This is a genomic window from Desulfobaculum bizertense DSM 18034, from assembly GCF_900167065.1.
In the GTDB taxonomy this organism is placed as follows: Bacteria; Desulfobacterota; Desulfovibrionia; order Desulfovibrionales; family Desulfovibrionaceae; genus Desulfobaculum; species Desulfobaculum bizertense.
In genome coordinates, this window is sequence record NZ_FUYA01000016.1 from 1 (window position 1) to 13,528 (window position 13,528).

The 13,528-nt window shown below is 54.8% G+C and carries 13 protein-coding genes; all 13 read left to right on the forward strand.

Translation table 11 applies throughout. From position 1 onward, the window contains the following. Positions 1-291 precede the first annotated feature (291 nt). Positions 292-1,938: a DNA primase family protein gene (locus tag B5D23_RS14500; RefSeq protein WP_078686179.1), complete on the forward strand. Its 1,647-nt coding sequence runs from the start codon at positions 292-294 to the stop codon at positions 1,936-1,938. Between the two features lie 271 nt (positions 1,939-2,209). Next, positions 2,210-3,559: a primase-helicase zinc-binding domain-containing protein gene (locus tag B5D23_RS14505; RefSeq protein WP_078686180.1), complete on the forward strand. Its 1,350-nt coding sequence runs from the start codon at positions 2,210-2,212 to the stop codon at positions 3,557-3,559. An 11-nt stretch (positions 3,560-3,570) separates the two neighbouring features. Further along, the gene (locus tag B5D23_RS14510; protein ID WP_078686181.1) at positions 3,571-4,035 is read left to right on the forward strand and encodes a hypothetical protein; all 465 of its coding nucleotides are present in this window, start codon (positions 3,571-3,573) and stop codon (positions 4,033-4,035) included. An 8-nt stretch (positions 4,036-4,043) separates the two neighbouring features. After that, positions 4,044-4,589: a hypothetical protein gene (locus B5D23_RS14515; RefSeq protein WP_144012642.1), complete on the forward strand. Its 546-nt coding sequence runs from the start codon at positions 4,044-4,046 to the stop codon at positions 4,587-4,589. Next, positions 4,555-6,531 (forward strand): terminase gpA endonuclease subunit, encoded by a 1,977-nt coding sequence (locus tag B5D23_RS14520; protein ID WP_078686183.1) that lies wholly within the window; start codon positions 4,555-4,557, stop codon positions 6,529-6,531. Before B5D23_RS14515 ends, B5D23_RS14520 begins: the two co-directional genes overlap by 35 nt. A 4-nt stretch (positions 6,532-6,535) precedes the next feature. Continuing rightward, a complete protein-coding gene (locus B5D23_RS14525) occupies positions 6,536-6,712 on the forward strand; it encodes a helix-turn-helix transcriptional regulator (protein WP_078686184.1) in 177 nt (58 codons plus the stop codon). A gap of 144 nt (positions 6,713-6,856) precedes the next feature. After that, positions 6,857-7,999, forward strand: coding sequence for a Fic family protein (locus B5D23_RS14530; RefSeq protein ID WP_078686185.1), 1,143 nt, complete (start codon positions 6,857-6,859; stop codon positions 7,997-7,999). A gap of 125 nt (positions 8,000-8,124) precedes the next feature. After that, on the forward strand, positions 8,125-8,505 hold the full coding sequence (locus B5D23_RS14535; protein ID WP_078686186.1) for a hypothetical protein: 381 nt from the start codon (positions 8,125-8,127) through the stop codon (positions 8,503-8,505). Positions 8,506-9,294: 789 nt separating this feature from the next. Then, the gene (locus B5D23_RS14545; RefSeq protein WP_078686192.1) at positions 9,295-9,513 is read left to right on the forward strand and encodes a DUF6148 family protein; all 219 of its coding nucleotides are present in this window, start codon (positions 9,295-9,297) and stop codon (positions 9,511-9,513) included. Continuing rightward, on the forward strand, positions 9,510-11,021 hold the full coding sequence (locus tag B5D23_RS14550; protein WP_078686188.1) for a phage portal protein: 1,512 nt from the start codon (positions 9,510-9,512) through the stop codon (positions 11,019-11,021). Before B5D23_RS14545 ends, B5D23_RS14550 begins: the two co-directional genes overlap by 4 nt. Continuing rightward, on the forward strand, positions 11,002-12,222 hold the full coding sequence (locus B5D23_RS14555; RefSeq protein WP_078686189.1) for a S49 family peptidase: 1,221 nt from the start codon (positions 11,002-11,004) through the stop codon (positions 12,220-12,222). Before B5D23_RS14550 ends, B5D23_RS14555 begins: the two co-directional genes overlap by 20 nt. 1 nt (position 12,223) lies before the next feature. Further along, on the forward strand, positions 12,224-12,583 hold the full coding sequence (locus B5D23_RS14560) for a head decoration protein (protein ID WP_078686190.1): 360 nt from the start codon (positions 12,224-12,226) through the stop codon (positions 12,581-12,583). A gap of 10 nt (positions 12,584-12,593) precedes the next feature. Next, positions 12,594-13,528 (forward strand): major capsid protein (locus B5D23_RS14565; protein ID WP_078686191.1); only part of this gene is annotated, 935 nt, incomplete at its 3' end.

The following is a 13,528-nucleotide window of genomic DNA, read 5'->3' on the forward strand; positions in this document are numbered from 1 at the left end:
CGGTAGATGCTTTTATTTTCGTCTTTTTTTCCGGCACTGGGTCAGGTTAGCCCCCCGATCCCCCCACAGGAAGAGTGCCGACCAAAAATCCAAAGAGCCTGAATCGCCAGATGTGCATGCTGAAGGTCTTACGGGTCCTTCCCAGCCTTCACTTTGTACGGGTGTCAAACAGCTCAGGTTTTGCGCAAGGGGCACGGAAAAAATGACGTGGAAAAATGGAAAAATTCAGGTGCTGCACCATATTAGCACCACTTTTTAGAGATTCGTGTCACTCATTTGGGAGGTCAAAAAATGAGCACTCAGGAGAATCAGCGCCTTGCAGGATTCAGCCCCTGCGAGGACGGCGACAACGTTATGCAGCTCTCGGAAATTCGGGAAATGGTCGAGGCCAGAGCCAAGGCCGAGCAGGGGACACGAAAGAACACGACGCCTCAAAATCTGAACGTCATGAACTGCGTGATGTCCGAAGACGCGGGGCTTGGTGAACTTTACGCCAAGCTCCAGCGCGGGCGCTTTGTGTTCAACCGCCAGTCCCGCGAATGGATGGAATTTAACGGTGTGCACTGGCAGCTCGACACGATGGAGCGGGCAAAGACCTGTGTGAATGATGTGATCGACGTGCTGCTCAGTGCAGCACAAAAAGCAGGCGTGAACGCCTCGGAAGCCTTGAAAGGCGGGAATAAGGAGATCGCGAAAATGTATGAGTCACAACAGAAAACGATCATGAATCGGGCGCGCCGCTTGTGGCGCAAGGGTGGCCCGGAAGCGTGTCTGGAATTTGCGCAGACCTACAAGGAGCCGCTCGCAATCAAAGGCGATGAAATTGATCAGGAGCAGTGGGTCATGGCCTGCAAGAATGGCGTGCTGGACCTGCGAACCGGGACGTTTCGGGATGGTCGGCCAGACGATTATCTTTTGAAGGCAGCGCCTACGGAATGGCAGGGCTTCGAGTTTGCAGCGCCGAACTGGGAAAAATTTCTGTTCGAGATCATGAGCGATGACGCGGAAATGGTCGACTACCTGCGGCGGCTCTTCGGCTCCACGCTTCGCGGTGGTGACAAAGAGCACATCTTGCCCGTGTTTTATGGCGATGGCCGTAACGGAAAGTCCGTGCTGGTGGACATGATCTCTCAGGTGCTTGGACCTCTCGTTGGTCCCATTCCTTCGGAAATGCTGCTCGATCAGGGCACAGCGCGCTCCTCGGATGCGCCGAGTCCTTCGGTCATGTCCCTGCTTGGTTTGCGTGCAGTCTTTGCCTCGGAAACTGACGAGGGACGGCGCTTCTCAGCCGCTCGATGCAAATGGCTTTCTGGTGGCGATCAGCTCACCGGACGTTGGCCCAATGACAAGCGGCCCGTCACGTTTTCCCCGACCCACACGCTTTTCCTTTTGACTAACCATAAGCCGCATGCTCCATCTTCGGACTTTGCTTTCTGGGAGCGCATGCACCTTATTCCCTTTGAACGTCGCTTTGTGAAAGGCGAACCGCAGAAGCCAAACGAGCTGACTCGAGACAAGGGGCTGAAAGACAAGCTTCGGCAGGAACTGCCCGGCATTCTGGCGTGGCTGGTTCGCGGTTGTCTTGAATGGCAGCAGGAAGGTTTGAATCCACCGCCCAAGGTTTTGGCGGCTACGGATGAATACCGCCGCGATGAGGATCTGCTTTCTATCTTTATTGATGAATGCTGCCTCGTGGTGGAACCGGATGAGAATGACCCCACGACCCGCGTGAATGCCACGGAATTCTATGACGCTTTTGTGAAGTGGTACGGGCAGAACATCAGCAAGAAAAAGAACTTCCCGCAGCGCAAGTTCGGAAAGCTCGCACAGGAGAAGTTCCCAAAGCGCAAGGTCGGCGGGAAGAACTGGTATTACGGCGTGCTTCTCAGTCCAGATTTTAAGTCTGAAATGGGACTCTTTGGCAGCTCGGAAAAGTAGGACCTTAGGACGAAGGCAGGACCATAGCGAAAAATATGGTCCTACTCAAAAACTCAATGTTGCCGGGGGCTAGTGCGCCCACTAGGACCATAGGACCATATATTTGAGAAGTCGGCCTATGAAGCTCTGTATTCTTTTCTTTCTATTTTTCTATTTTATGGTCCTATGGTCCTGATAAAGAATAAAAGTAAAGAAAAAGAAAGGTTTAAGAGTAGGACCATAACAGGACCATAGGCAGGACCTTGTAGGACCATAGGAAGGAAGAGGGAAAATGAACGTTTTGAAGCTTGCCGAAGAGGACGGCTGTACCGGGCGCAAAGTGTCCACGCGAAAGGGCGGTGAATATCACGGCCCATGTCCGGGCTGTGGTGGGAAAGATCGCTTCCTTATCTGGCCTGAACAAAATGGCGGCGAGGGGAGCTGGTGGTGCCGGATCTGCGGGCAGGGCGGCGACCTCATCCAGTACCTGCGAGAATTCCGGGGCATGAGCTTCAAGGACGCTGCCGCGATGAGTTCCCGGCCAACGAGTCCCAAGGCTCCGGGCGCTACGCCGAAGCCACAGGCTTTTGCCCCGCGTCGCATGGAGTCGCCCAAGGAAATGTGGCGCTGCAAATCCAATGCGCTCGTTACGTGGGCGCATCGTAAATTGCTCCAGACGCCTTCGGCTTTGGACATGCTGGCCGCGCGGGGCATTGGCTTGGAAGCCGTAAAAGCCTTTCGTCTTGGCTGGAACCCCGGCGAGCAGGGCCGGGACTGTTACCGCGACCGAACTGCATGGGGGCTACCTGAGGAGTTCAAGGACAATGGCAAACCTAAAAAGCTCTGGATTCCTCGCGGGTTTGTGATTCCAACTTTTCGCGATGGCCTGCTGTACCGTGTTCGCATTCGCAGGACTGCTCCGCGTGAGTTTGGCCCTAAATATTATGTGCTGCCGGGTTCTGGAATGGGACCCATGATTTTGCACGAGGACGCAAAGGCGTTTGTGGTGGTCGAGGCTGAACTGGATGCCATTGCCTGTGCTGCCGCGACAGGCTCCACTATCGGCGCGGTGGGGCTTGGCTCAATCAGCACCAAGCCTGACGAGTTTGGGCACAAGGTTTTTCAGAAAAGCCTGTGCATCCTGAATGCCTTGGATTTTGAGCCTGCGCAGGATGAGGGCGCAGATCCAAAAGTTGCGAAAAGCGAAGAGATGAAAAAACGGATTCGCGGCTGGTGGCAGAAAACCTATTCGCAGGCCAAGCGCTGGCCCGTGCCGGTTGGCAAAGATCCGGGCGAAGCCGTGGCCGAGGGTGTGCAGCTCCGGGAGTGGATTCGGGCGGGACTTTCGCCTGCGTTTCTGGTGGCCGCATCCAAGAAGGAAAAGCGGGCAGAAGCTCCGGCGAAGATTCCGCAGGCGGTCATTGAATTTCAGCGTGAGCTGACCGGCAAGCCCATTTCGATGGAGCTAAGCGGAGAAAGCGGCGCGGAGCTGATTTTTGACGACAAATGGGCGCAGGCACACTGGAACGAGTTTAGACGCCTTGCAGATCGCTTTTGGGAGCCGGAAATCATGGAATGGATGGAGGCTTTGCCTGTGAATCGGGTTAGCGCCGAGAATATTTTGAAATACTGCAAAAATTGAGGTGAAAAACAGTGCAAAAAGTAGCGACTCTTTCACTCCAGTTTCCAGACCAAAAGCCCACGAAGTTCCGTTTTTACGGGGATGCCGGGCGCTATCGTCTGAAAGAGGGCGAGGCGTGGGTGCCTTTTGGCGGCGATCGCAAGGCCGAGGTGACCGTGCGCAAAGCGCTTGAGCGGGTGTGCGAGAGGCTGGCTGAACGCCTTGGGCTTGGCCGGGCGGCATCGGTCGATCTGACTCCACCAGAGTTCCGCGTGGGCGAGATCGTGACCGTGAAAGGCGAATATGTGCTGGAAGGCGAGGGGAAAAACGCAGGCTATGAATCAGAACTCTACCGTGTCATGGCTCCGCCCATTCTGGACGCTGGTGAAGTCTGGCGCATCCCCATTGGAAAAGGCCCGCGCTTTGCGGAGACGTGTCGCTATATTCCATGTGAGCAGGTGCAGCCTGCGCAAAGACGGCGAAAGGAACAGCGGTGAGCGACGTTGTGAAAAGCACGAAAGATGTGCTGGCGTTCCTCTCGGAAGAGGGGCGCAAGGTTAAAAAGTCAAAGCTCTATGCGGATATCAAGTCTGGCCTTTTGCGAAAGCAGCCAGACGGGACCTTTTCGGAGTCGGAGGTGCTGGCGTATGCGGAAAGCTTGCCGGTCATGGCTGTGCCGAAAAAGGACTCTGAGCAGCTCAAGGAATTGGCTGCACGGCGGCAGCTTGCGACGATTCACAAGCTTGAGGAAGAGACCTCACGGATTCAGTTCCGGGCAGAGGTTGAGCGCGGGAAGTACATTCCGCGAGAAAATTTAGAGCTGGAGCTTGCGAGCCGGGGCGTGGTCCTTGGCTCCGGGATTCGGCAGGCAGTGGAAATGAATGTGCTGGACCTTATTCATTTGGTTGGCGGTAATCCGCGCAAGTCTCAGGAGTTTTTGGAGCGCTTCGAGGCGATGCTCGATGAGGCTTTGAACGAATATTCCAGCGTTCTTGAATTTGAGGTGACGTATTCGGATGAAATCGCAGACGCGACAGGTACGCGTGGATAAACTGCCGGGCTGGCTTCCTGAAAGTGTTCGGGAGGCCGTGCTTCGGCAGGCCGGGCAGACGCATGTTTTTCAATTTTCACAGGGCGAGCGAAAAGTCTTTCGACGGCGTAAGCCGATTCCCGTGAGTGAATGGGCAGAGCGCCACCGCGTGGTGCACCAGTCATCCATTCCGGGGCGCTGGCATAACGATGTAACGCCGTACATGACGGGCATTATGGACGCCTCGTTTTTTCCGTCAGTCGAGACAATCATTATTTGCAAAACGCCGCAGACGGGCGGCTCCGAGGCGATTCATAACTGCGTGGCCTACGCCATTGACCGCGCGCCCGGTCCTGCAATGTATGTGTTCCCAGACCGCATCACGGCCAAGGAAAATGCGCAGGACCGAATTGCGCCGATGCTGGAGGCTAGCCCGCGTCTTCGGACCTATCTGACAGGGCAGGCTGACGACACGAGCAGCCTTCGCCTGAACCTCGCGCATATGACCATTTATTTAGGCTGGTCCGGTTCTGTTTCGAGGCTTGGGAACAAGCCAATTCGTTACTTGGTGCTGGATGAACTGGACAAGTATCAGAATCCGAAAAATGAGGCTTCGAGCGAGTCGCTGGCGGAAAAGCGAACCACCACATGGCGGCGCAAGCGCAAGATCTGGAAAATCTCCACGCCGACCATTGAGGGCGGCCCGATCTGGCGCGCATTTGGCGAAGAAGCGCAGGCTAAGTTTGATTTTTGGGTGCGCTGCCCGCATTGCGGCACATGGCAGCTCATGAATTTTGACCGCATCAAGTGGCCGCAAGAGGACGAGATTAAGCAGGAACCAGAGCTTGTTCTGTCAAAGCGCCTCGCGTGGTACGAATGCGAGACCTGCGGCGCGTGCTGGGACGATAACGACAGGGACAAGGCCGTGAGGCTTGGACAGTGGCGGGCGCGCGGAACAGGCTTGGAGCTTTCTGCGCACCTTAAGACAAACCGGCCTGCAAAGATCGGCTTTCATATTCCTTCGTGGCTCTCGTATTTTGTTTCCCTGTCGGAGATAGCGGCGGCGTTCCTGCGCTGGAAAAAGAGTGGAAACAGGGACGATCTCAAGGACTTCATGAACCAGTACAAGGCTGAACCGTGGCGGGCGTATGACGTGCAGCGCTCGGAGGATGCAATCCTTGAACTCTGCGACGATCGGCCGCGTGGTATTGTGCCGGGCTGCCTGAAAGATGGAACGCCGAGGGCGGCAGTGCTGGTGGCTGGAGTGGATACGCAGCACCGATATTTCCGCTACGTGATTCGGGCTTTTGGCTGGGGCGGAGAGGAAGAAAGCTGGCTCGTGCAGGCGGGCAGTGTTCCGACCTTTGAGGCGCTGGAGCAGGTGCTTTTTAAGAACGTGTATCTCGATGCAGATGGAAAAGAATACCGCGTCCGGCTGGCCGTTCAGGATGCGATGGGAACGCGGACAAAGGACGTCTATTCGTTTTGTGCGCGGCATCGGGGAAAAGTCTTTCCATATCAGGGCAAGCGCACGCTGGCGACGCCCGTGCAGTATTCGCCGCAGGAGTTCTATCCGGGGACGAAACTCCGGATACCTGGCGGCTTGGTGCTCTGGAAAGTCGACACGACATTTTTCAAAAACGATCTTGCGGCGAAGTTGCAAATCCTGCCGGAAGATCCGGGGGCGTTTCATCTCTATAACGGGATCAGTGACGAGTACGCGCGGGAAATGACCGCCGAATACTACGATGATGAGAAGCTGTGCTGGATGTGTCCGGACAACAAAGACAACCATTTCTGGGACTGCGAAGTGATGGCGCTCGTGGCGACATATGAGCTGGATATCCGCAATTGGAAAAGGCGGATGCCACGGGGCAAAAGGGAAGAGCAGCGCAGACCTGAACCGACATTTCAACAGCAGGCCAGACCCGGCGGGCGTCCGAACTGGTTCGCGAGGAGATAACGCTATGGAAGATATGAAAGGAAGAAAGCTGAACTGGAAGCACGCATGCGATATGTTGAACTGCTCCAAAAGTCATTTCTATAACCTCGTGAACGCCGGGAAAATCCCCGCGTTCCGCATCGGAAAAGTCCGGGCCATATGGGTCTGGGAGAAGGACGTGCGGGACTATATGGATTTTTGAGGGAGGGGAAGAGAAAAAAGGCGACTGAAAGGTCGCCTTTTTTTGTGAGGTTGCCTTTGTGTGCAAGGGAGTTTAAAATGTGAATCATAAAAATGAGCTAAATTTGATTTTTTCAATAAATTAAAGAGAGATAAGGTTGCAAATATGGTTGCAAAACCTGTGACAAAAAAGCATCTTACGCATAAGACAGGGAAGTTTATCTTCTCGTGTGAATATGATGAGCAGGTGATTTCTCCCAAGATCATCGAAAGCCGCATTCTGTACTCAACGGTAAGCGAGTTGCCGATTCTGCCTCATATCGCGGCGAAGCTGAGAGAGGATATAATTAAGCGGTCAATCTTTGGAACGGCTGCAATTGAGGGGAATAGTCTGAGCGAGGATGAAGTCGGAGCACTGCTAACGGCTGACGATGCGCTCAAGTTAGAAGGGCGTTCGGAGCTGGAAATTGGCAACCTGAAAGCGCTGTATGCATTGTTGGATGGAGAAAAGCAGGGCTTTTGGGGCGTGACGGAAGACTTCATTCGGGACGTTCACAGGACGCTGACGCGCGGCATTGAGTATTTCCATAACAGTCCCGGTAATTACCGGAATGAGCCGGTTTTTGTGGGTAATGCGGATCATGGTGGGCGCTATACGCCACCGAAGACATTGGACGATATACAGACGCTCATGGGGATTTTTGTTGAGTGGATGAATAGCGAAGAAATGGCGGGACTAGATCCGATGATCAGGGCTGCGCTCGCGCATTTTCATCTCGCGAAAATTCACCCGTTCCAAGATGGAAATGGCAGGTCCTCGCGTTTTGTCGAAGCCATGATTCTTGATCAGGCGGGGATTAAATACCTGCCGCAAATGATGTCGAACTTTTACTATCGAAACATCGACGAGTATTTCATTGCATTTTCGCGGGTGATCAAAAGTAAGCATCCCGAAGATGTGACGCCTTTCTTGAGCTTCTATTTTGACGGCATTATCTCCTCGCTGAAAGAGATCAAGGAGCATGTCACGCTCTCAATTCGTCGCCTGTCTCTAAAGGACTACTACCATATTTTGCACCGCGAGAAAGATCTTTCGCAGCGGCAGCTTGACTTGCTGCAAATTGCTCTTGAAACCATGCTGGAATTTTCCCTGAATGATGTGTTTTCGCACCCTGTTTTGCGGGCGCTTTATGGTGGGGTGAGTGTGGCAACAGCTCGGCGTGATCTGAAAAAGCTGAAAGAGATGGGTTTGCTTTTGAGCCGTAGTGACGGGAAATATTACCGCGTGAATATGTTGCGGCTTGGGTAGCTTTTGGGCTTGAGTAGGGAATAAATGACAGGACGCGATGAAATTTTAGAGTCTTCCTTGATTCTAACGCAAAAATGCATGAACTTAGGAGGGTTATAAATAAAAGAATATAAAGAGAGGGGCACATGAAGTGGCTGGTGAACCTGATAAAATTTCCGTTTGTTCTTACTCCTGAACAGGATTTCTTTAAGTGGGCTTTTTCGCAGTATCTCTTTTATGTCGTCGCGAGGGTGGCTGTCACTGCACTTATGGGGATGTCAGCTGGTGGAATACTCTCTGTAGATTCGATGCTCTTGGTGGCTTTTTCTGTTGCTGCGTTTGTGGGACCTGCGCGGGGGCAGGGAACCAGCCCAAAAAGAAAGTTCTTGTTTCAATATGTGCTCTTTGTGTTTGGATCGTACGTTTCTGCTTTGATTGGCCCGTTTCGTTGGACTCGACTCGCGTTTGATGCCTACCTGTTGGCGTATATGTGGGTGAGATGGGGGACTGTGGGGGATGAATTTTAGAATTATTATTGAAATGATATCAATTATAAAATATAGGATATTTAATAAACAAAAGGGGGAGTAAAAATGTGTAATGCTTGGAATCATCCTCCGGGGTGTACTTGAGGCTGGGGAGGGGAAGCCCGTGGTCAACGAGCTACTAGCTCTGGGATGGATAATTGGATAGTAGAGGTGCCTCCTATTCATCCTAGTCCGAGAGGCTATACAATTCCTAATTGTAGGTGTCCGGTTTGTGGAGCATTTGTTTTTTTTTATGAATCACCGACTGGTGGACGTGTCTTTTTTGACTCTTTGGGGCCTCCTTGGCCAAAGCACGCTTGTACATCGAGAGATAGGAGACCCGCTGGGATTTCTCGAGGGCGTACTATTCATCTAAAATCTCTTAGCTTAGAAGAACAAAAAAAAGCTTGTTCTTTTGTTCGTAAGAAGCAGGGCTGGAAGCCATTTTTTATTTTAGATGTTCATGGAAAGGGCAAAGAATACAAGATTGATGGGCAAGTCGAAGATGAAAAACTTACGTTATATACACCTAAAAATAAAAAGTTACCCTTAAGAGCTCGTAAGGATTCGAACGTATTGACATTTATGAAAATGGTTAGTGACTGTTATTGTAGTATGTCTTTTTTTATAAACAGTGAAATAAAAGTGCAAGGGAGAGTTGCCCTTACCTCGAGGAAAATGTGTTGGGAAATATGGAATAATCATAGTTCAACGGTTTATTCTTTTCTCCCCACGACGTCCACGAGGTCCACGACGTAATGCCCCGGAGCGAATATGCTTCGGGGCATTATGGTTTGGACGAAAGAAGAACTTCAGGAACAGCTCACGCAGTGGAAGCAGGCGCTTTTGCGCGTCTCTGGTGGCAAAAGCTACACCATAGGCAGCCGCGCGCTGACGCTTCAGGACGTGGCAGAGATCCGCACGACAATCACGTTTCTTCGTGACGAGCTTCGTGCTCTGTCCGGCGAATCCGGCCCCATTGTCGTAGTAGGGCGGGTGCGCCGATGAGCGCCACCGTCGCCACAGCGGCCCGCCGTACCCGTCGGGCTGTTCGCTCCCGCGTTTCGCACTCCCGCCGTCCGGTCTCTCGTGACGCGGGATCTCTTCGCGGAACCCTTTCCAAGTACGACCCGCGCCGCACCTCGCTTTCCAGCGTTGCCGCCGAGCGCGCCCGCACGCTTGCCCGATCTGAGGACCTTGTCGCTAATGACTGGGCAGCGGCTTCCGTGGTCGACTCCATTACCGTCAACACCATTGGCTCCGGCCTGCGCCCACAATCCCACGTGAATGCCCAGCGTCTGGGGATTTCCCCGGAAGACGCCCGCAAACTCGGCGAGGATATGGAATGGGCGTGGCAGCTCTGGAACCGGCAGGCTCATGTCTCCGGCAAGCTCCACTTTGATGATCTCGTTTTCCTTGGCATGCGCTCCCTTTTGCGCTGCGGGGAACTGGTTCATATTCCGGTAATGCTCCCAAGCGCCGGGCGCGATTTCGCCCTGTGCATTCAGGATATTCACCCCGCCAGATTGTGCACCCCATCTGATCGCAGGCTCGACACGTCCCTTCATGACGGCGTCGAAATTTCCCCATACGGCCAACCCCTCGCATACTGGATTGCCAGCCCCCGCAGTACGAGCCTTTCGCGTTCGTACCGCTCCCTTGCATCATCTGAATTTCAGCGCCTGCCAGCAGCAACCGGGCACCGACCCGGCGTGTTTCACTGCTTTCGCGCCGAGGAAGAAGAGCAGGTGCGCGGCGTGAGCCGCCTCGCTCCGGGAATGAAGCTTTTTCGGCACCTGAATGACTCGCTGGATTATGAGCTGATGGCGCAGATCGTCTCTGCGAGCTTTCCCGTGTTTATCTCGGTGAAAGACCCGAATTCCGTGGTTGGAGCCTTTGCGCAGGAAGAGGATGAAGCCCCCGGCAAGCACTATCAATACCTTGAACCGGGGCAGGTGCTCTACGGCAACAAGAACGAAGAGCCGACCGTGCTCCAAAGTAACCGGCCCGGAAGCAATTTCACGCCATTCGCCGAGATGATTATGCGCGCGATGGCGGCCAGCGTTGGCATGCCTTACGAGGTCCTCGCCAAAGACTATTCAAAGACAAATTATTCTTCGGCCCGTGCCGCGCTTCTCGAAGCGTGGCGGGTCTTCATGCTCTATCGCACGTGGATCGTGCGGCACTATTGTCAGCCCATTTGGCGCATGGTGCAGGAAGAGGCGTGGCTTCGCGGCATGTACCAGCTTCCAAAGGGCGCGCCTGATTTTTACGAGGCAATTCACGCCTACACAAATGCGTCATGGATTGGCCCGGCTCGCGGTTACGTGGACCCGGTGAAAGAGATCACGGCCACGCGCGAGGCTCTGGACCTGAAACTCTGCACGCACAGCGAAGTAATCGCCGAACGCGGGCAGGATTTGGACGAGGTGTGGGACCAGATCGAGCGCGAGCAGCAGCGCCTTCGGAAGATGGAAAGCGGCACAGAGGAACGCGATGACAACAGCAATGAATGAACTTTTTCAGCAGCAGATTTGGGCCATTGACGGCGACGCCTTGGCATCCGTGTGTGCAGAGCTGGGCGCGGCGGAGGCATCGGGAAGCCTCTTCCGCGCTCCTGAACCTGCGCCTCGCTATGAGACCCGGCAGGGCGTGGCGATCATCAACGCGGTGGGCACGCTCAGCAAGCGCGGCGGCTGGTGGTCTCGTGGATACGAGGCCATTCAGCAGGACATTGCGCAGGCGCTGGATGACCCGAAGGTGAGCAGCATTTTGCTGAATGTGGATAGCCCGGGCGGCGGCGTGGACGGCGTGAAAGTCCTAGCCGACTGGATCAGATCGGCTCGCGAAAAGAAGCCCATGTGCGCCTATGCCGACGGCAACGCTCTTTCAGCTGCGTACTGGATAGCAGCTGCCACAGGCCGAATTTATGCGCCTCAGACCGCGCGCCTTGGCTCCATTGGCATCGTCATGCAGCACGTGGACTGGTCCAAAAGTATCGAGCGAAAGGGCGCGAACGTCACGTACATCCATTCAGGGAAATACAAGGTTGTTGGCAACTCGGAAAATCCGCTCTCCGCCGATGATTTGGCCTATTTGCAGGCCGGTTGTGACGCCACATATCAGCTCTTCACGCAGGACGTGGCCGAGAGCATGAGTCTCGACGCCAGCAGCTCCGAAAGCTGGGCTGACGGGAAAATCTTTCTTGCAGGGGACGCGCTCGAAAAAGGGCTTCTGACGGGCATCACAGCCGGGCGCGACGAACTCATAGAACTTTTAGCCAAGGAAACACCCATGAACAGGGCAGAACTCGAAAAGAAATATCCGGACGCCTTTGCCGAGGTGACGCGCGAGGCTGAGGCCACGCTTGCGGCGAGTACGGAAAAGCTCCGCGAGGAGCTGATGCACAGTGCCGCGGGTTTGGTGAAGGCCGTGGCCGGGGACGCCGTGGCAGCGCAGTTTTCCGCGCTTGCCAAGGCCGGGATTACTGACGCGCAGCTCGAAGCTTTGCGCCCACTTTTGGCACAGCCTGAGAGCCAGCCAAAAGCAGAGCAGGCGCAGGCGGATGCAAGCTCTCGACAGCAGATTTTAACCGCTATTACTGACAATTCCGCCAAGCCCTTGGCCCACGCCGAACCGCAAAAAGATGAGGCACAGCTCAAGGCCGAGGCCATGCAGGAAAGCATCGCGCGAATGAGCGCGCTTCCAAGGAGTTAAAATGCACGTTCAGTCCTATCAGGCCCCGAATTTCGTCGGGGCACACCCCGCAGTCATGAAAAACAAAACGCTCGCATCCACGGGCACAGAGCATCGGCTCCTGGCTGGAACGGTGCTCGCGGTGGTCACGGCGACAGGAAAGCTTGCCGTGCTCGACCCCGGCGGCAGCGATGGCACAGAAAACGCCGCATGCGTGCTGGTGGAAGACGTGACCATTCCCAAAAGCGGCGACGCCGTGGCGAACGTCTACGTGCACGGGGAATTTCGCAGCGCTGGCCTTGGCTGGCCCTCTGGCATCACGGCCCCGCAGACAGCGGCAGCTATTGAAAAACTGGCTTCTCACGGCCTTTACGTCAAATAAGGAATAGAAAATGAGCATGGAACTCCCAAGCCAGTTTGAAGCGATCTCGCTCACTGACGTGGTCAAAAAGCGCCCGATGCTTCCGGGGCTTTTCAAGGAACTTTTCTTTCGCGTGCGAAACGAGCTGAGCACCAAGTTCGCGCAGATCGAAGTCGTGGTGCGTGGCCGCCAGCTCGTGCCTCTGGTCACTGACTACGAGGGCGGAACGCTTTCCGCCAAAACCCGCCGCGAACTGCGCACGGTCAAAACCCCGCGCATGAATCCGGTGCAGCGCTTTTCCGCACCCGAACTCGTCGACGCAACCCAGCCCGGAGCAGGCGTTTACCGCCAGCCCTCAGTGGACCTGCAAGCCGCAATGGAGCGCACTCTCGTTCAGGATTTGGACGCCATGAAGGACGATATCGAGCTGACCATTGAGTGCATGTGCGCGCAGGCCGTTACGGGGAGCCTGACCGTTGAGCAGGACGGGAAAAAGGCGCTGGATATTGATTTCCAGATGCCCGCAGAAAACAAAATTGTGCTTGCGCAGTCCGTGGACTGGTCCAGTGAAAACGCGGACCCGGAAAAGGATTTTGAGGACTGGGGCGCGCGGATTTTGGACGAAACCGGCCACGGTGCAGATGTGTGCATTATGGGCACCAGCGCATGGCGTGCTTTCCGCAATAACAAGAAAGTCATGGACGCGCTCGATCGCCGCCGCGTGGAGATCGGCAGCCTGTCACCAAATGTGAACAAGCTCAGAAAGGGCGAGTTTAACGGCGTGGATATTTACGTGTATGGCGGGCAGTTCGTGGATTGTGACGGCGTGACGCACCAGCTTCTCGACCCGAATGAAGTGATCATGGGCGCGACTTCGGCAAAGTCCAGCATCGAGTTTGGCGTGCCCGAAGATCTCGCGAATCACGGCGAGCCGAACCAGTACTTTTCCAAAAGCTGGGAAGAAGA